Raw genomic sequence first — 21,044 nt, 5'->3', positions numbered from 1 at the left:
TATTTTTCGTTTTGATTTTTTGTTGAGTGTTTTTCGTTTTTTTGAAATCTAGCCATAACTATCTCTACTGCAGAATACAGTAGAGATAATTAAAGACTAAATCAATGGATAACTACTAAACACTAACTCAACCAAAATTCTAAATTAGTTTCTTTAAACTTTCATAAACTGACAATTCTACGTCAGCATGATCTTTTGTATTGCATTGTTCAATCAGGTTTTTTAAATCAGCTGTTTTCAAAGTTGATTTGTTTTCTAAAACCAGTAATAATTCCTGCGATGCATCACTTAATTTTTTTGACAAAGGCAGAATTGGCTGTACTAATGGAGCATTGGCCCCTAAATCAAACAATTCTTTATTAAGTGCAATCCATTTATTAAAAAATGCGGTCACTTTTGCTTTGTTTTCTGGCGTTTTGTTTGCTAAATACTGATTTACTGCTTCATTAAAAGCAAGCGAATCTTTGGCATCTGGTGTACAAGCATCTGCAAAAAGGGTAAATGGTGAATACATTTGGTATTCTGTACCTCCTTTATTTCTTGTATATCCTTTTAATGGTTCACATACATTTGTAAATTCATTTAGTGAACTTATGTTTTGGTTATTGGCAATATTTCTAAGAATAACATCTTTATTTTTAAGGTGTGTAAGACCTAATTCTTCTAGTCTAAATGAAACATTATCCAAACGTTTGCGCATGCTTGCTAAATCGGTAATGTTTTCTGCTGACCAAAGTCTTTCTGCAATTGCTGCTGTTCTTGGCCAAATTCTAGAATCAATAGTTTCTGGCGTAGTTAGTTCTGTCCACATTGTGGCTTCACCGCCTAAAATTCTAGCTTTTTCCTCAGCAGATAAATCGGCACCTTTCGGCATTGGATCATTTAAATAATGACTTGCTACGGGATACATTAAATCAATATAATAACCATTTGAAAGAACTGTTTTATAACCTTTTTTTACAGCATCAACTAACGATTGGCCAGCGGCAACTCCTTCGTTTGGTCCTCTCCATGAATGTACAATCGCTTCTCTTGAAAGGTCTTTGGTTAAAATTTCTTCCCATCCCATTAGCTGTTTTCCATGTTTTTTAAGCATTGGTGCCAGCTGCATAGTAAAATAAGTTTGTAATTCGTGGTTGGTTTTTAAATTATGTTTCTTTTTGAATTCTTGAATTTTTGGGTTGGCATCCCAGTCTTTCCCTTCATTTTCATCACCCCCAATGTGAAAATAAGCTCCAGGAAATAATGGGCATACCTCATCAAAAAGTTCACTTAAAATTTTATACGTTTTAGGATTTGAAGGATCTAATGTTGGTGAAAAAATCCCAGCATTTCTTTCAATTCCATAGGTACTGATTGCGGTACCTTCAATATTTTTTTCGGCTGTTCCTCCAGTCAGTGTAATCACTTTGCTCCCTATTTCTGGGTAAGCCGTAAGTATTGCCGATCCATGACCTGGAACATCTATTTCTGGAACTATTAAAATACCGCGCTCATCGGCATATTTTACGATATTTCTAATTTCTTCCTGTGTGTAATACAATCCGTCCGAAGCGAGTTCTATTAACTTTGGATGTTTTTTGGTTTCTATTCTCCATCCTTGATCATCCACTAAATGCCAATGGAAAACGTTCATTTTCATGGCTGCTAATCCATCTAAATTTCTTTTGATGACATCAACTGGCTGAAAGTGTCTTGAAGCATCAATCATTAAACCTCTCCAAGTAAATCTTGGAAAATCTGAAATTTTAGAAACTGGAAAGTAAAATGATTTACTGTCATTTTGCAGCAACTGCAATAAAGTTTCTAATGCATGCAAAGCACCTAAATCGCTGGTGGCATTAATTGTTATTTTGTTTTTTTGGATATCTAAATGATAACTTTCGTCTTCATATAGACCTATCTTTCCGTTTTTATCGCAGTTTATTTGTAATTCTGCATTAGGGAATTCGTTTAATTTTGTAATAAAACCTTGTTCGAAAAAGATACCTGTTCTACCATCCAGCCGGCGCAGAAAACGAGTTACCCCACCAAAAATTCTTGGGTTTGGATTTCCAGAAATGTTTACTCTAAAGTTTTTAGTTACAGTAAAATTCCCTTCGTTTACAACAACATTTTGAGGCCATGGCATTAAATTTAGCTGCTCTTTTTGAACTTGAGCACTGGCAGTTACACCCGCTAATAGTAGTACAAATAAATATTTCATTCTTCTTTTTTTTGGCTGGACACTTCAAAGAGTATCCTTGTAAATTAGATAAAAAACAAAACTCAGAAAGACTTCAGTTTACCTCACTACTTGTTCTGAGGTCGATCTGAATTTTGCAGTTTGATTCGCTCTCACCCGAATCGGTTTTAAAACAACTTTAATAATCAAAACGTTTAAAAGCTTCAATCGCTTCATATTCAGCCAATCCTAACTCATCGTATAAAATCGCTGTATTTTTATTTCGGTCTTCTGCCCTAACCCAGAATTCACGAGAGTCATTTCCTTGAAACATAACCCTGTCTTTTTGAGACTGATGGTATAAAATAGCGTGGCGTTTCAATAATACTTCTGATGGAGAAAGCGGCACTGCCATATCGATTTCATGTATATCCCACTCATGCCAAGCTCCTCTGTAAAGCCATAACCAGCAGTCATCCATATATTTTTCTGGTTTTAATTCCTTCATTGCTGCAAAAATGGCATTTAAACAAACTTCATGAGTTCCGTGCGGATCAGCCAAATCACCAGCTGCAAAAACTTGATGCGGTTTGATTCTGGCAATAATTTCTTTTACAATTGCAATATCTTCTGGCCCAAGCGGATTCTTTTTAACTTGTCCAGTTTCATAAAACGGAAGGTCTAAAAAGTGTGTATTTTCATCTTTTAATCCGATATATCTTGTTGCGGCATACGATTCTCTTCTTCTGATTAATCCTTTTAATTTTCGAACTTCAAGAGAGTCGATTTGATTTTCTGATTTGTTATTCAAAAACTCAATTACTGATTTGAAGTTGATGTCCTTTGGCAGATCTGCGCCTACAAAATCATTACATACTTCAGCAAATTTTAAAGCTTCGTCATCAGTAACGGCAATATTTCCAGAGGTTTGATATACAACATGTACATCGTGGCCTTGTTTTATCAATTTTGAAAAAGTTCCTCCCATCGAAATCACGTCATCATCTGGATGCGGACTGAAAAGAATCACTCGTTTTTTAGCAGGATTAGCTCTTTCAGGTCGATGCGAATCATCTGTATTCGGTTTTCCGCCCGGCCATCCAGTAATAGTGTGCTGCAGGATATTAAACATATTGATGTTCATATCGTAAGCAGAACCTTCCTGTGCCAGTAAATCAGACATTCCGTTGTTGTTGTAATCACGGTCTGTCAATTTTAAAATAGATTGTTTGGTTTTCTGGCAAAGCCAAACAATTGCTTTACTTTTTAATTCTTGTGTCCATATACATTCTCCAACAAGCCATGGTGTTTTAAAACGTGTTAGCTCTGATGCGGCTGACTGGTCCAAAACGAAAGTTGCGTTTGGATGATTTTGTAAAAAGGTAGCAGGTACTTCAGAGCTAATATCACCTTGAATAGTTCTTTTGATGATATCGGCTTTGTTTTGCCCCCAAGCCATTAATACAATTCTCTTAGATCTCATAATGGTAGAAACTCCCATGGTAATGGCACGTTTGGGAACGTTATCAATACCATTAAAATCAGAAGAAGCGTCGACTCTCGTAATATGATCCAGAGTAATAATTCTTGTTCCAGAATTGATGTGAGATCCCGGTTCGTTAAATCCAACGTGACCCGTACGACCAATTCCTAATAACTGAAAATCAAGTCCACCGGCTTGTTTAATATTCATTTCATAGTCGATGCAATACTGATTCAATTCTTCAATTGAAACTGTACCATCAGGAATATTAATATTTTCAGGGTTAATGTCAATATGATTAAAGAGATGCTGATGCATGAAATAATGATAGCTTTGATTATTCTCTTTATTCATTGGATAATATTCATCCAGATTAAAAGTGATTACATTGCTAAAACTTAGTCCTTCTTCTCTGTGCATTCTAACTAACTCCTCGTATACTTTTATAGGAGAAGATCCTGTTGCTAAACCAAGCACGCAAGATTTATTTTTTTCCTGCTTAGATCTAATTAATTGAGCGATTTCCTGCGCAACAATTACCGAAGCTTCAGCAGAACTCTTGAAGATTTCGTTGTGAATTTTTTCAAATCTTGTTTCTTCAAATTTACCGGCGCTCTTATAGCTGATATCAGGTTTTATTTCTAAGGCACTTTTCATTTTTTTCTTTTTTTGGTATGTACAATTTTGGTTTTTGAAATGGCGCAAGCAATTTTCATACTTGCACCATTTTCTAACCAAACTTAAAATCTGTAATCTATTTTATTTTTAGAAGTTAGGAGCATTTACATCCCACCAAACTCTTGTTCCACCATTATCAGGTCCGCCAAGTTTTGATACTCCAGAAGCAACACCACCAGAGTTACCTGCTTTTTCAGATTGAACATAGTTAATTCTTCTTACACCATACTGAGTTGTAATTGATCCTCCACTATAATTTTTAAGCACTGGGAATAATTTAGGATATCCAGTTCTTCTGTATTCAGACCATGCTTCTTGTCCTTCAGGGAAACCTGCAATCCATTTTTGAGTGATAATTTTTTGTAATTTAACCTCATTTGTAGCAAGATCGTCCCAAGCAACAGTAACATTGTTTACTGCAAGTGAATTGTTTACTGGGAAGTTTGGATCTACATAGGCTTTTGGTAATTTTACATTATCTGCGATATATGCTGCAGCTCCTGCAGCTCCGTGCTGTTCGAAAGAAGCTGTAATTCCTTTTTTGTATAAAGATTCAGCATTGTCTCCCATATTCCATCCTCTTAATGCTCCTTCAGCTCTTAAGAAATAAGCTTCTGCAGTAGTCATTAAAATAACTTCTTTTGATCTAATAAGTGCTCCAAGTCCAGAAAAATCTTGGTGATCTGACTTAGCAGCGATATCGATACCAGTACGAACTCCTTTATACTGTCCAGGGAATTGAGTTGAAACATCAAAATAAGATTCGATTCTTGGATCTTGATATCCTCCTAAAATTGATTCCATATCAGCTGACATTCTAATGTCTAACCATGCGCCACTAATGGTTGCAAGTGGGTTTGTATAAACTGGAGATACGATTTTAAATAAATCAGCATTTGTTGTGAAAACTCCAAATTTATGCGCCACGGCTTTTTCAGCTTGCGTTTTTGCTAGTGCCGGATTCTTTTTTACAATACGCATTGCTAATCTTAAACGTAATGTGTTTGCAAATTTTACCCAAGCTTTATAATCTCCTTTGTAGTTAGATAAATCCGTTGATGTAAAGCTTGAAGCTTCTCCGGCATCGACTCTTTTTGTTAATTCTGCAACAGCAAAATCTAACTCACTAAACATTTGGTTGTATACTTCTTCTTGAGAATCGTATTCAATTGTTGATTCAGTTGATCCAAATTTAGAATAAATGATTGGTCCAAAAGTATCTGTCAATCTGTGCATTCCTTCAACTTTTAAAATCAATGAAAGAGCGTAAAACTGATCGTACTTCCCTTTTGATTTTTGTGCAATATCGTAAGCATTAAACATTACGTTACTGTATGCATAATCCCAGATAAATCCATTCCATCCATCAACTAATGAATAAGTGGTATTGTTAATTCCTCCAGCAAAACCTGTTGGAGTTGCCATGTAACCAGACCAGATATCACTGTTTAAGTTTTGCTGTAACTGGTAAACCCATTCTGGAGTGTATACATAAATGTTGTTAAACATTGGAGCAAAACCTCCTTTAATATGATTGAAGTCTTGTTCAAATAGTTCAGGTGTAATACCATTAGGATTGGTATTAATATCTTCAAAATCACCTGTACACCCAACTGCTGCGAGTAATAATATACAGATAGCTGTTCTTTTAATAGTATTTAATTTCATGTTTTTAAAATTAGAATGTTACATTTAAATTAAGCCCGATACTTCTTGTAGATGGTAATCCATAAATATCAACACCTTGTAATCCTTCGCCTGTACTTAATGCAATGTTTGGGTCAAACGGAGCATCTTTATAGATAAAGAATAGGTTTCTAGCTATTAAAGAAACGCTTGCCGTTTTAATAAATGGTAATTTTTTAGCATTGAAATTATATCCGATAGAAACTTCTCTCACACTTACATTTGTTGCATCATATACATACTCACCAGTAATACCTGCTCTACCACCCACTTGAGTATAATATAATTGAGCATCCATTGTAGAAACTGCAGTTCCGTCACTAGCTCTCACCGCATTTACTTTTACACCACCTGCATTTCTTGCATCTCCAGTAGCTCTAGACACCCCGAAAGAGTCATTTTGTGCTTCAGTTAAACTCATTACTTCTCCTCCAAAACGACCATCGATTAATACGTTAGCGAAGAATGAACCAATTTTAAATGAGTTAGAAAAACCTAACATGAAATCTGGATTAGAGTTTCCAACTTCTTGGAAATCTGTTTTCTGGATAGTTCCGTCATCGTTTAACAACATTCTGCCTTGAGCATCTTTTTTGATGTTGATACCTTCAATAACCCCAAACGGTCTACCTTCAATTAATGCATATCTGTAACTGTTTACACCTGCTTCTGTTAAGTTTACTCTTCCTCCTAATTCTGTTGGAATTTCTTTTACTTTATTTTTGTTTTGTGAGAAGTTTACGCTTGAATCCCAAGAGAATTTATCTCCTCTAAAAATTCCCGCAGTAACAACTGCTTCAAAACCTTTGTTTTCGATACTTCCTGCATTGATTCCGTAGAAATCTACTCCTAATGCATTTCCTTTTGGAGCAACAACTTGTAAATATTGGTTTTTAGTTTCTGAATTGTAGTATGATAACTCAAAAGTGAATCTGTTATTGAACATTCTCCACTCTGTACCAAGTTCATACTCTGATTTTAATTCAGGCTTTAATGTAGTTCCTTCTTTTGGAGCCACTTTTGGTTTTGGATCCGTTACTCCTGGAGTATAGTAGTAAGTTGGAACTGTTACGAAAGGATAAATATCATTACCTACTTCAGCATATGTAGCACGAACTTTACCATAGTTAATAAAATCAGGTAATTTAGTCATTTCACTAATGATAGCTGTTACCCCAACAGATGGATAAAAATAACTTGCAGAACCTGTATTTGCTAAAGTTGATGACCAGTCATTTCTTGCCGCAAGATCTAAGAATAACATGTCTTTGTATCCAAATGTTGTAGCTGCAAATACTGACTGTACTTCTTTTCTTGAATCAATTGTCTGGTAGTTTCCAGAATTGTTGTTGAAGTTTTGTAATGTAAACCAGTTAGCATATTTTAAACCTCCTCCAATTCCAGAATCAAGAATCGTTTTTTGATTTCCTAAAGTGTTATTAATACTGGTACCAACATTGGCATTAAAACTAAAGTTGTCACCAAATTTTGTGTTAATTGTAGCAATTAAATCTCCATAACGTTGTGTACTTAAAGCATTTTCTACATAATATCTACCATTTTCGTGAGAAATTGTTCCTTGTGTAGTAGCATAGATTTTTTTGTCAAAAGCACTTTCAATTCTATTATAACTATATCTGGCAGCGATACTTAACCAATTGTTCGCTTTATAAGTTAATGATAATGCTCCGTTGAAGAAATTATTATCATCTTCAGATTTATTTCTGTTGATTCCCCAATATGGATTCTGCATAATATCTCTATTAGTCATCCAGTTTTGAGCCATTAAATTTCTGTTGGCATTAAAAACTTCAAAATTGTTTTTATAGTAGTTGAAATCGTTTCCTCTTGGCATTAAATAAACACCTGTTAAAGGGTTAAAGTAGAAACCGTTAACTGGTTTGTTTATGATAGTTTGTGTAGTATAGTTTGCGTTTGCAGCAAAATTTAATTTATCATCAAAGAATTTTGCTGTCTGACGAATACCAAAATTATTTTTCTTAATACTGTTTCCAGGCATTACTCCTGAACCAGATGTGTTTGCGTATGTAAATGCTGTAGAAGAATTTTCAGCTGCAGTTGAATAACCTACTGAAGTAATTTGAGTATTACCTGTTTCGAAAAAGTCTTTTACGTGATCTTTTGTTTTTTGCTTAGCTCCCCAGCTTTCATCAGCCCCAGTCGCAGCAACATAATCAGATTGGAATTTTGGTAAATAAGCAGCTGTTTCGAAAGTAGTTACAGATGATGCTGTAATTGTTGGCTGACCTGCTTTTGCTTTTTTAGAAGATAATAAGATAACTCCGTTTGCTCCTTGGCTTCCGTAAAGAACAGATGCTGCAGCACCTTTTAAAACTGTCATTCCTTCGTAATCATCTGGGTTTATTAATGAAACAACATCACCACCATCACGGTTACCAGTAGAGGTACTACCAAAAGAATCATTTGGTTGTCCAGAAGTACCGTTATACAATGGAATACCGTCGATTACATACAAAGGCTGATTATTAGAAACTGAAGAGTTACCTCTAATTACAACTTTTGTAGATCCTCCTGTACCACTTGAACTTTTAGTTACAGCAACACCGGCAATTTTACCTGCTATTGTATTAATAACGTTTACATCTCTAACTCTGGTTAACTCTTCTCCTTTAAGCTCCTGAGCCGCATAAGTCAAAGATTTTCTTGTTTTCTTAATACCCAGAGAAGTAACTACTACTTCGTTAAGAGCATTTGAAGCTGCTTGTTGCATTTTTACATTAATTGTAGCAGCATCTCCTACAACTATTGATTGTGTTTCAAGACCTACATAACTAAAAACTAATGTCTGGCCTTTTTGTGCTTCAATAGAGTACAATCCGTCAAAATCTGTCGTAGCTCCCTTTTGACCTCCCTGCACAGCAACAGACGCCCCTGGTAATGGCATCCCATCAGCATCTGTAATCACACCTTTGATACTTTTTACTTGTGCAAGCGTAACTTGCGCCGTAAAAGCAATCATAAAGATTAAGAAAATTTTTTTCATGTTTATTTATTTTGTTAGTTATGAGGTAAAATTATTCTTAAGGGATTGTTAAAAAAAATATATTATACAAACTGCATCATATTTTAAACGAACGACATAAAACATTCAATAATCCGTTATGCGAAAACGTTTTCCATTCTATAAAAAGCATCATTTTATCTATTTGTAACAAATTATATCAATGTTTAAGCTTTTTTATTGATAATTTTTAAATAAAAATAAAAAGCTATAAATCTGGGTTTTATAAAATTAAAAAGCATTTTCGCCTTTTAATTTGTTAATATTAAAAGATGAAAATGCTTATATTTTTAAATAATTTTAAGAAATTTTAATTACCGCACAATCCTGATGTTTTTGTTTTTAATGCTGTATATTTTTTGTGAACAACATCTAAGAGAGAATATTCAGTAAATGAATCTTGGGTAAGTTCCCATATCATTATTCCTCCCGTATTTTCAGAAGCATATTCAACTTTCCGAGCGATCGTAGGCCTGCCGTTGTAATATAGCTTACCTAATTCGTCCTGATCTGCTAATTGTGTTCCTGCGGCAACTATGTCTCCGTATGTTGAACTTGTAACAGGCGTAAATGTAAAATTGTATCCATAAAAGGGAACACCAAGTGTTAGTTTTTCTGAAGGCACATTTTGAAGTTTGTGCCAAAATTCGATACCATTTTTTGCAAAATCAAACGAACTGTGCTGCTCCACTTTGTTTGGACTCCAAGGTCCAGTGCTGTCATAAGCCATAATGTTTAAAAAGTCAAAAGCATTAAGAGTCGAATTGCTTATGTTTACAAATCGGGTATTATTAGGTAATGCAGCCGTTAGCAGCTTATTTATTGGAAGAGCTTTTCGCAATTCGGTTACAAAACCGCTGTAGCCCGTTGTAACAGCATCCCATTCGAGATCAACATCAACACCGTCTAATTTGTGAATTTCGGTAAACTGAATAATATGCTGAATAAACGCGGGTCTGTTTTCTGATTTATCAATTAGTGACGACCAATTTGCCGCTTGCTCTTGCGATATAACTCCGCCTGCCAGAGAAATACAAATTTTAATATTAGGATTCACTGATTTTGCGTATTGAATCACAGCATCAATATTTCCGTTGAAAATCAAATTTCCGTCTTTATCTGGATTTGCAAAAGCAATATTTAAGTGTGTCAACTTACAATATTCAATCGAGGTCATTTTGTCAAAACTATCCGATGATAAATAACCAACGACTCTTGCTGTTTTTATTTTTGATTCTTCTGGATTATCATCTTTTTGAGTTGTACAACTGTAAACTGAAAAAAGAGAACTGATATAAAAAAGGATGCCTAATAAGGCTTTATTTTTTATCATAATTTTTTAAATTTTAATTAGAATGAAAATAGCACCTTATTAGGCATAACTCTATATTTTTTTAGGATTTTTTAATTGGCATCCCACCAAACTTTATTCAACCAATCATTTTTACCTCCCATTCTTGATAAAGCTTCTAAATAATTTGCTTCATTTTTCTGCATTTCATCATTAGGATAATACAAACGTTTTGGTGTAATTCCTCCTGTTTCAGAATCTGGATTTGTAATTGGAATCAACACAGGGAATCCTGTTCTTCTCCAGTTTGAATACGCTTCAATACTGTTAAATATATAAGTAATCCATAATTGTGTTGCAATTTGTTTTTTCTCTTGTCCTGCAACTAAAGGTTTAGCATTTAAATACGTATCAATAGCAGCTTGAGTTGCTGGTGTTGCTCCGTAAATCTCTAATTGCTTAATACCTGCTTCAACTCCTTTTCTGTAATAATCTGCTGCTGAACCTGAAACCCATCCTCTAAATGCCGCTTCTGCAAGTAATAATTGTGTTTCAGAATAACTTACATGTAAAAATGGTGTAGTTTTTTGTTTGAAATACGATTGGATTCCAGAAGTCGAACTTGCTCCCATTGGAACTTCCCACTGAAAAAGTCCTGGTTTTACGCCTTCATAAGGTGTTTCTCCCGGCTGTAATGGTGCTCCCCAAGCAAGACTGCTCGTTGTTTTTGGAGTTGCATACATTGGTAATCTAGGATCTCCGTTATCTCTTAAAAAGTCAATAACCAAAGTACTAAAATGATCTCCATTTTCATTTCCTACAAGTGCATAAGCTAATCCATTTCCTCTAAAATCGATTGATGCTGGATCATCATTAAAAGTAGCATCTAAATGGTGCATAATACAGTTGTCATCGTTACTTGCAAAAACACCTGCTTGTAAAGCTGCTTTCACTTGTTTTTCTGCTTCTGCTGGTTTTACCTCAGAAAGTCTCATACCTAAACGTAAGCGTAATGTATTGGCTAATTTTTTCCATTTAGAAATATCTCCTTTGTAGAATAAATCACCTTTTACAGAGCCACCATTCGGATTTAATTGATTATAAGCTTCTTCTAAATCATGAAAAAATGAAGCATAAATATCTTCTTGTTTATCATATTTAGGAGTTACAATTCCTTTTGAAAAACCTAAACCAGCTTCAGAATAAGGAATATCTCCATACAAATCCGTAATACGGTGCGCCACCATTACTCTCATAATTTTAGCAACGGCATTCATGTTGACAGCTGCTGGATCGCCATTTGTTTTTTCAAGAATATCAACCACGTTTTTTAATTCGTTTTGGTACCCATTTCTCCAAAGAGCGGTTGCATATCCATCGTCTTTTTTGAATTTGCTTCCAAACTCAGTTACGTTCCAAGCACCTGCATAATGCTGCACAAAACCTCCTGAATAAATTAAATTGGCTCTCCATTGGTAAAATCCATCACCCGACATACATAATTGGGTGAAGGTAAGCTGCCCAGCTGGATTTGCTGACAACGCAACCGGATCTTTCTCCAGTTCTTCAAAATTATCTGTACAGCCTACTGCAATAAACAATGTGAGTACGGCTATAATTATTTGATTAAATTTCATAATTTCTTTTTTTAGAATGCAACTTTAATATTAAAACCGTAAGATTGTCTAAATGGCAATGAACCATATTCAAAACCTTGTCCGTTTCCAGAAGTATACATAGATTCTGGGTCAATATTTGGAAGATCTTTATTGAAAGTCAACAAGTTTCTTGCAAATGCCGAAACATAAATTGAACTTATTTTTGCTCCTTCGAAAACACTTGAAGGAATAGTATATCCTAAACTTACCTCTCTTAATTTCACATAAGATGCATCGTAAACAAATGGCGCTGGTGAGTTGTTAAATACTGTATTCCAGTAATCTTGTGGATTAACAGGTTTTGTATTTTTTACATAAACCGGATTTGCTGCTGTTCCTGTATTTACCACACCTTCTGCCACATATCCAGCTGTTGGAACCCATGTAGACTGGCTAAAGTTAGGATCATTTGCAATTGCTTCTGCTCTTGCATGATTGTAAGCATCTCTACCATCAGTAGTTACATCCAAAAGTCCTTTTGTTGCCGCCAATGAATTCGTCATAGAATATACATCCATACCAAATTTCATATCAATTAAGAATTGAAGCGTGATTCCTTTGTAAGTAAATCTATTGGTTAAACCAGCAGCCCAATCAGGAAGTCCTTTTCCTAAGGCTACTTTTTCATCTGTAAATAATGGTAGTCCATTTGCCGCAACTACTTTTTCTCCATTTTCATTTCTTAAGAAATCTCTACCCATAATAGTTCCGTATTGGCCGCCAACCTGCGCAACAACAGCTGCTCCAGCCCAACGAGCTTCGGATATTGTATAGGTATTAATATCTGGATGCAATGAAATGATAGAGTTTTTGTTTTTTGAGAAGTTCAAATCAATTCCCCATTCAAAACTGTTTGTTTTTATTGGAGTTCCTGATAAGAATACCTCAATACCTTCGTTACGTAATTTTCCAGCATTTACAGAAACAAATTCATATCCTGATGTTGCTGATGAAGGTAAGTCAAGTGTTTGATCTGATGTGTCTTCACGATATAAAGTAACATCTGCTCTTAATCTGTTTTTGAAGAAAGCTGTTTCAAATCCAAACTCAACTCCTGTTTTTGACTGATATGTTAAATTAGGGTTTGGTGCCGCAGTATTTTTAATATTCACAACACTCTGACCGTCGTATGAAGAAAACGTAGTATAGTTTAATGCATTTTTATAAGCCCCTGGTGAGTTCGAAACCTGAGCCCAAGATGCTCTAAATTTACCATAAGAAAAAGTATCGTTTTGAATGTTAAATGCATCAGAGAATACAAATCCTAACGAACCCGCAGGATAAAATGCACTTTCATCTCCGCTGTAAATTACACTAAACCAGTCATTTCTTCCTGTAAACTCAGCATATAGATACCCTTTGTAATCAAATTTCGCAGATCCGTAAACTGAATTTGTTCTTGTTTTTGTTTCAACGGGAGCGTTTTCTGTTTTATTTACAAAGTTGCTGATGTATTCAGTTCCCGGCTCAATAATTTTTGTTCCAAATCTTGAATTTTGCTCTCTTCTAAAATCTCTTCTTGCTGTACCTAAAATTCCAGAAAAAGTTAAATCTTTTGCTAACTTAATATCGCTCAAAGTGGCAATAATATCAGTATTCATTTCAGATACATTAATATTATTTAAACCAAGATAGCCTTCATCTCTTCCCGGCCAGGTGCTTCCTGCCGCCATGAAATCTTTTGCACTAAAATTGTAAGTGTCAAGACCTGTTCTAAAAGTTAAAGCGATCCATTTTTTCAATTGATATGTTCCTGTAACATTTCCAATGAAACGATTTTTAACTGATGTATTGTGATTTTCCTCGGTGACAAAATAAGGATTCAACAAATAAACATTGTTGTTCCATGGATAAATCTGTCCAGTGTCTTGATTTTTATAATTTTTCAGCCAAGCTTGGTCAATATTTGGCGCTAAACCACTTAATGAATATCCAACGTTATTTGGAGAATCTCCTAAAGCTGGTCTATTGTTTGTATTTTCAGCGATATAATTCACATTTGCATCTAACGTAAATTTTTCTGATTTTAAAGTCGCATTCAAAGTAGCGTCGTTTCTTTCTAATCCAGATCCTGGAACGACGTCATCGTTTTTCAAGTTATTGAAACCAAAACGCACAAATCCGCTGTCATTACCTCCAGAAACCGCAATTCCGTTTGTAGTTGTAAAGCCAGTTCTAAAGAAATCCTGAATATTGTTTTCTACTCTAGCGTAAGGTCTCATAGAACCGTCGAAAATTTTAACCTGTTGTCCTACACTTTCAGAAAATTTAGGTCCCCACGCATTAGTAGTGTACCCATAAATTTCAGTTGGTGCTTTTGCAGGATCTGGAAGAGCACCGTTGGATCCTGTTCCGTATTCTGTTTGATAATCAGAGTATTTTGCATTTACTCTGTCAAAATTTACTCCGCTTGTTAATTCAACGCGAAGTTTACCTTTGCTTCCTTTTTTAGTTGTAATTAAAACTACCCCATTTAAAGCTCGTGAACCGTATAAAGCCGCAGCAGCAGCTCCTTTAAGTACCGTTAAACTTTCGATGTTGTTTGGGTTAATACTTGAAATCCCATCTCCGTTATCACGGCCATCAAACCATTTGCTAGTAGCTGCCTGATCATTATTTAAACCTGAGTTATCAATAGGAACACCATCTACAATGTATAGAGGCTGGTTACTTTCACCAATACTAGAAATACCTCTAATAATAACTCTTGTACTTCCTGCGATTCCTGTTGCTGGTATAGAAACATCTACACCGGCAATTCTACCTGATAAAGCAGAAGTTACATTGGTTGTAATTGCCTTATTCAATTGTTCACCTTTAACGTCTTGAACAGCATAACCAAGTTCTTTCTTTTGTCTTTTGATACCTAAAGCCGTAACAACAACTTCATTCAGATTTTGTGTGTCCTGAGTCAACACTACATTTACTGTTGCTGAAGTCCCAACTGTTACTGTTTTAGTTTTAATACCTATATACGAGAAAACCAGAACATCTCCTGCTGATGCCTGAATCGTATACATACCGTCATAATCGGATTGACTTGACGTCTTCGTACCCTGAACAAGAATACTTACCCCTGGCAGCGGCAATCCGTTTTGATCGCTTACCAAACCTTTAACTGTCTTTACTTGTGCAAGCGAAACCTGCACCGTAAAAGCAATCATAAGGATTAACATAATTTGTTTCATTTTTATCATGGTTTTGATTAGTTAGGGATAAATTTATTGTTAAGGTACTGTTAAAAAAAATATTTTATACAAACAGTCATTATCTTTAAACAAACGACATAAAACATTCAACAATATGTTTCACGAAAACGTTATTCCAATTAAATTAAATATCAATATCGTTTTATTTCAAAATTTTCTTCAAAAGAATTGCGTTTTATCAACTAATTATGTAAAGTTGCACAACTATTCGAACCATCCAAAACAAATAATAAAAAGTTAAAGAAAAAGTTGAAAGAAATTCAAAAACTAAAATTTGACATCAAACTTCAAAATCACATTTGGTTCTGGGGAACTTACTTTACTCTCAACTTTTTACGATGGGGAGCTTATTTTAACGACTATCCCTATTCGTTTAAATCAAATCTTATTGAATTTTCGCTTCATATTCCACTTGTTTATTTTAATCTATTTATTTTAGTTCCGAAATATGTCTTAAAACAGAAGTACATTACTTATACGCTGGCGTTATTAGTTAGTCTTTTCGGAATTTATTTATTAAAAACCGCTCTTACCTATTATATAGTATCCGAAAATATCTGGCCGGAAGCCAATAGAGAATATCATCCATTTGAAATAAATCATATCGTAGCAGTTTGTATTGGAGAGTTGTATGTGCTTGCAATGGCTTCTTCAGTTTATCTTACGTTAACGTGGCTTCGCGAAAGGGAAAGAAACCGATCGCTAAGAGAAAATCAATTTAAAATCAAACTGAAATATCTGGAAAACCAAATCCAGCCTCATTTTTTCTTCAATACTTTAAATAATCTATATGCTTTATCTTTAGAATCTTCAGATAAAGTTCCAGATGTCATTATCAAACTTTCCAATTTGATGGAATATGTATTGTATGATGTAAAAGGAACCAAGTTTGTACCGTTGATAAAAGAAATAGATTACATTCAAAACTATATTGAAATAGAAAAATTACGTTTTGAGAATGTTGAAGTTACGATCAATTTAGAATCGAATATTGAAGATGTTGTTGTCCCCCCGTTAATTTTTATTTCATTGGTTGAAAATGCTTTTAAACATGGCGGAGTTAACAACAATAACTTCAAAATCAAAATCAACTGCAAAGTTGTCGACAATAAAATGTTGTACTTTGAAATCTTAAATAATTTTGTAATTTCACAAAATCGAAAGTCCAAAGGCGGTATTGGTTTAGTTAATACAAAGAAAAGACTAAAGTTAATTTACAAAAATCATTTCAGTTTAAAAGACACAACAAAACTAAATTACTATATAATCCGTTTGCAAATACCAATTCAGAATGAAAATTAGATGCGTATTGATTGATGATGAGCCTTTAGCTATTAAAGTTCTGCAAAATTATTTTACTAATTTCACAGATTTTGAAGTTATAGGAACATTCAATAATTCTTTAGAAGCACTGGATTTTATAAACAGCACTTCTGTAGATGCCGTTTTTTTAGACATCAATATGCCTATGATGACTGGTTTTGAATTGATAAGTCTTATTGAAAACAAAACCAAGGTTATTATAACCACAGCTTTTAGGGAATTTGCCGCAGAAAGTTATGATCTTGATGTTTTAGATTATCTTGTAAAACCCATTCCGCTGCCAAGATTTATAAAATGCATCAACAAGATTACCACGGAGTATAACTTAAAAAACAATATTAAAATTGATGCTGTAAAAGGCGATTCTCATATTTTTATTAAAGTCGATAAAAAGATGATGAAAATTAATATTGAAGAAATTCTTTTTATAGAAGGAATGAAGGAATATATCAAAGTTGTAACGCCAGACAAAACCTATATTACTCATAAATCATTAACGTCATTATCCGAAGAATTGCCTGGCGACCGTTTTCTGCGTATTCATAAATCGTACGTAATTGCTGTAAACAAGGTAAAATCTATTGAAGGAAACCGCATTCAAATCCAGTCTTACACGATACCAATTGGAAGAAATTACAGCAAAGACGTAAAAAATAGAATTTTCGAATAAACTTTAACATTTCTAACTCTGTATAAACTAACACATTGTTGAATAAATAACGCCGTTGGTTTAAATTTAACATTATTTTCAATCAATAATTTTTTTTTGATTAACGTAACAAATATATTTACGGTCTTCAAAAAACAATTTTTATTAAAAATTAACCTTAATTACAATTATGAGTTCAGAAAATGTTCAAACCAAGTGGGGGCAGTTTATCTCATTGATAATCGTCTTCTTCTTTTGGGGTTTTGTTGGTTCTGCCAATGATATCCTGATACCAGTATTCAAAAAAGTATTTACTTTATCACAAGTACAATCACAGTTAGTAGCCTGGGCATTTTATGCTGCTTATTTTGTGGGATCAATTATCTTCTTTTTAGTTTCTTTAAAATTAGATGTCCTTCAAAAATTTGGATACAAAAAAACACTTTCAGCTGGTTTAGTTCTTTCAGCAGTTGGATCGTTTTTATTTGTTCCAGCAGCGACAATGGAAAGCTTTCCATTCTTTTTAACTGCTTTGTTTACTGTTGGTTTAGGATTTTCAATTCAACAAATTGTAGCCAATCCATTAGCTATTAAAATGGGAAGCCCTCAAACTGGAGCGCACCGTTTAACATTGGCTGGAGGTATCAACTCGTTCGGAACCACAATTGGAGCTATCTTATTAGGTATCGCTTTATTTGGAATGGGAGATAACAAAAAAACAGCTCTTTCCTTAGAAGATATCAAATTACCATTTATTATTCTTGGTCTTGCTTTTATCGCAGTGGCTATTTTCATGAACTTCTCAAAAATCGAAGATCCTGAAAAACTAGAAGAAGCCGTTATCAAAGATGCCCACAGCAGTTTTAATATCCTTGATTATCCACAATTATATCTTGGAATGCTTGCGATCTTCATTTATGTTGGAACAGAAGTTACTATTATTAGTAATTTACCAGCGTTATTACATACTCACGAATTTGGAAATATTTTAGAAGATGCCGTTGCGCCATTTATCGCCCTTTACTGGGGAAGTTTAATGATTGGTCGTTGGAATGGTGGTGTTAACGTTTTTGACACATCAAAATTGGTAAACACAGCACTAAAATTCATCGTACCAGCTATTGCATTTGGTGTAATCATTGGTGCTAATATTTTTGCTGCTCACGATGTATCTTCATTTTACATTTACCCAATCTGGATTTTATTATTCATTGGAGTAAGTTTTATAGGAGGAAAAAATGCAGGAAAAACGTTGATGCTTTTTGGTCTTTCAGGAATCACAATGATGATTGCTGGATTAGCTTGGCCAGATCCTGAAATTGCTAAATTCTTCTTTATCTCTGGAGGTTTATTTTTATCGATCATGTGGCCTTCTATCTTCGACTTAGCAATTGCAGGTTTAGGAAAAAACACCGGAAAAGCTTCTTCATTCTTAATCATGATGATTCTTGGTGGTGGAGTTATTCCATTGATTCAAGGAAGTATCTGTGATTTTGATATTACAAAACCAGAAGGTATTTTAGGAATCTCATGGACACACTTCTCTTATATTGTACCATTATTAGGTTTTGCATATTTAGCATTCTATGGTTTCTACTGTCCACAAATACTTAAAAAACAAGGTATCAGCCACGTCGAAAGTGAAGGCGGTGGGCACTAAAAAATTAAATATAAAGCATAAAAAAACTCCCATTCTCTCAATGGGAGTTTTTTTGTGTCTTATCCGAAAAAAAAATCACCTATTTATTCTGTAATAAAAATCCATTTGGGAGAAAATAAAAATCGTCTTTTCTTATTACAGAAAAGACGATTTTAAATTATAATATACTAAGTATTACTTATTTCCTTTTTCGAAATCAGCAACAAACTGAGCCAATCCAATATCAGTTAATGGATGTTTCAACAATCCGTAAATTGCAGAAAGTGGTCCAGTCATAACATCAGCACCAATTTTAGCACAGTTTACAATGTGCATAGTGTGACGTACAGAAGCGGCAAGGATTTGAGTTTCGTAACCGTAGTTATCGTAAACTTCCCTAATTTCTTGGATTAAGTTTAATCCATCTGTAGAAACATCATCTAAACGTCCCACGAATGGAGAAACATAAGTAGCTCCTGCTTTAGCTGCTAAAATAGCCTGCCCTACAGAAAACACAAGTGTTACATTAGTTTTGATTCCTTTATCAGAAAAATATTTAGCTGCCATAACACCTTCTTTAGTCATAGGAAGTTTTACAACAATCTGCTCATGTAATTCAGCTAACTCCTCACCTTCTTTCACCATTCCCTCAAAGTCAAGAGCGTTTACTTCAGCACTTACATCACCATCAACAAGATTGCAAATGTCTACATAATGTTTAAGGATATTGTTTTTTCCAGTAATGCCTTCTTTTGCCATTAATGATGGATTAGTAGTTACACCATCCAAAACACCTAAAGCTTGTGCTTCTTTAATTTGAGCTAAATTAGCTGTGTCTATAAAAAATTTCATAATTATTTGTTTAATTAAAAATGGTTTGTTCGTATTTATATGTTAATAAATTTTCTTCAAATAAATCATCAAAAGAAAATCTAGCCGCAAAATTACAAAATCAATATCAATAACGTTTTTAAAATCAAAACCATTTTGAAATTATATGTTAAAAATAAGTGTGCTTTTTACATTTTTAACACATCTTGCAAGATTAGAAAGTTTTTTCATACACCATAAATCAAAAACCCGCTTCGTAATGCAAACTAAATTTTAAGATTATTTAGAACTATTTCTATTCAACTCCTTCAATTCATCTCTAATTTCTTCAAGAACTTTCAAAGTATCTTCTCTATAATCCTCAGCATTATTAATTTTATTGCTTACCGATTTAAATATCTTGCGAATTATAAACCAAATAGCTATAAGAAATAAAATAGGAATAAATATTATTACATAATCATTGACCATATCTACAACTTTTATAATTTATAATGATTCATAAGCATTTTCTCATACATTTTATCTGGAAGTGCACGCTTTAAGACGATTGAAAACTTCTGCATAAACACCCCAACTTTATAATGAACTTTCGGCTTATCATTTTGTATGATTTTATAAATCGCTTCTGCCATTTCATTTGGATTACTTCCAGCATCAACATGTTCGTTCATAGTGGCAAGTACATCACCATATACTTTTTCGTAAGCAGAATCTTTTACCACTGGAGCATGATAACGGCCTGCTGCAATATTTGTAGCAAAATCTCCCGGAGCAACGTTTGTGATTTCGATTCCAAACTGCTTTACCTCCATTCGTAAAGCTTCTGTAATCAATTCTAAAGCCCCTTTTGAAGCGGAATAAACGCTTCTATAAGGCAACCCCATATAAGCTGCGATGGAAGTAATGTTGATAATTAAGCCTGATTTCTGCTCACGCATTTGAGGCAAAACCGATTTCATAACTTCTATAGGACCAAAAAAGTTGGTTTCGAAGTTATTCTTGATTTCCTCCATCGGGATTTCTTCAAGTGGACCAGTGATTCCTACTCCGGCGTTGTTAATTACAATATCCAATCTTCCTGAAAGCTTAATAACTTCTTCAACAGCAGATTTAATAGTTTCAGAATTTCGAACATCTAAAGCCAGTAAAGGAAAAACAGAATTTTGTATTTTTTCAGGATTTCGGCTTGTTCCATATACTACAAAACCTTTTTTATGCAAAAATTCACCAATAGATTTTCCAATTCCTGAGGAACCTCCGGTAATTAAAACGACTTTACTCATTTTTTAAGTTATAAGTTAGAGATTATGAGTTATACGTTTTTGGATTTTGTCTTTTTGAAAACTGAAATCTGAGCAGTTAACATTGAACTTCTAACCAATAACAT

The 21,044-nt window shown here is 34.0% G+C and carries 12 protein-coding genes; 3 read left to right on the top strand and 9 right to left on the bottom strand.

Annotated features, from left to right (window positions below; all coding sequences use genetic code 11):
- Positions 1-139: 139 nt before the first annotated feature.
- The 7 genes from J0383_RS18580 to J0383_RS18550 all read right to left on the bottom strand — a co-directional run bounded on the left by J0383_RS18580 (position 140) and on the right by J0383_RS18550 (position 15,191).
- Positions 140-2,206, bottom strand: coding sequence for a beta-N-acetylhexosaminidase (locus J0383_RS18580; protein ID WP_207295462.1), 2,067 nt, complete (start codon positions 2,204-2,206; stop codon positions 140-142).
- A gap of 157 nt (positions 2,207-2,363) precedes the next feature.
- Positions 2,364-4,304, bottom strand: a complete 1,941-nt coding sequence (gene nagB, locus J0383_RS18575) for a glucosamine-6-phosphate deaminase (protein WP_207295461.1) — start codon at positions 4,302-4,304, stop codon at positions 2,364-2,366.
- Positions 4,305-4,412: 108 nt separating this feature from the next.
- Complete coding sequence (locus J0383_RS18570; RefSeq protein ID WP_207295460.1) at positions 4,413-5,993, bottom strand: RagB/SusD family nutrient uptake outer membrane protein; 1,581 nt, start codon at positions 5,991-5,993, stop codon at positions 4,413-4,415.
- A gap of 10 nt (positions 5,994-6,003) precedes the next feature.
- Positions 6,004-9,036 (bottom strand): SusC/RagA family TonB-linked outer membrane protein, encoded by a 3,033-nt coding sequence (locus tag J0383_RS18565; RefSeq protein WP_207295459.1) that lies wholly within the window; start codon positions 9,034-9,036, stop codon positions 6,004-6,006.
- A 328-nt stretch (positions 9,037-9,364) separates the two neighbouring features.
- Positions 9,365-10,387 (bottom strand): glycosyl hydrolase family 18 protein, encoded by a 1,023-nt coding sequence (locus J0383_RS18560; protein ID WP_207295458.1) that lies wholly within the window; start codon positions 10,385-10,387, stop codon positions 9,365-9,367.
- A gap of 71 nt (positions 10,388-10,458) precedes the next feature.
- A complete protein-coding gene (locus J0383_RS18555; RefSeq protein ID WP_207295457.1) occupies positions 10,459-11,982 on the bottom strand; it encodes a SusD/RagB family nutrient-binding outer membrane lipoprotein in 1,524 nt (507 codons plus the stop codon).
- An 11-nt stretch (positions 11,983-11,993) separates the two neighbouring features.
- Positions 11,994-15,191, bottom strand: coding sequence for a SusC/RagA family TonB-linked outer membrane protein (locus J0383_RS18550; RefSeq protein ID WP_207295456.1), 3,198 nt, complete (start codon positions 15,189-15,191; stop codon positions 11,994-11,996).
- A 270-nt stretch (positions 15,192-15,461) separates the two neighbouring features.
- On the opposite strand from J0383_RS18550, the gene J0383_RS18545 reads away from it, so the two are divergent.
- The 3 genes from J0383_RS18545 to J0383_RS18535 all read left to right on the top strand — a co-directional run bounded on the left by J0383_RS18545 (position 15,462) and on the right by J0383_RS18535 (position 18,844).
- Entirely contained in the window at positions 15,462-16,514 is a 1,053-nt protein-coding gene (locus tag J0383_RS18545) for a sensor histidine kinase (RefSeq protein WP_207295455.1), read from the top strand.
- Positions 16,504-17,205: a LytR/AlgR family response regulator transcription factor gene (locus J0383_RS18540; RefSeq protein WP_207295454.1), complete on the top strand. Its 702-nt coding sequence runs from the start codon at positions 16,504-16,506 to the stop codon at positions 17,203-17,205. Before J0383_RS18545 ends, J0383_RS18540 begins: the two co-directional genes overlap by 11 nt.
- 169 nt (positions 17,206-17,374) lie before the next feature.
- Positions 17,375-18,844, top strand: coding sequence for an MFS transporter (locus J0383_RS18535; protein WP_207295453.1), 1,470 nt, complete (start codon positions 17,375-17,377; stop codon positions 18,842-18,844).
- 174 nt (positions 18,845-19,018) lie between these two features.
- Here the strand turns inward: J0383_RS18535 and fsa are convergent, their stop codons facing one another.
- On the bottom strand, positions 19,019-19,675 hold the full coding sequence (gene fsa, locus J0383_RS18530; protein WP_202004015.1) for a fructose-6-phosphate aldolase: 657 nt from the start codon (positions 19,673-19,675) through the stop codon (positions 19,019-19,021).
- A 461-nt stretch (positions 19,676-20,136) separates the two neighbouring features.
- Positions 20,137-20,940: an SDR family oxidoreductase gene (locus J0383_RS18525; protein ID WP_207295452.1), complete on the bottom strand. Its 804-nt coding sequence runs from the start codon at positions 20,938-20,940 to the stop codon at positions 20,137-20,139.
- Positions 20,941-21,044 lie beyond the last annotated feature (104 nt).

It is taken from the genome of Flavobacterium endoglycinae, assembly GCF_017352115.1.
GTDB lineage: Bacteria > Bacteroidota > Bacteroidia > Flavobacteriales > Flavobacteriaceae > Flavobacterium > Flavobacterium endoglycinae.
The sequence above is the reverse complement of the archived record's forward strand: the minus strand, read 5'-3'. Positions and strand labels throughout refer to the sequence as shown.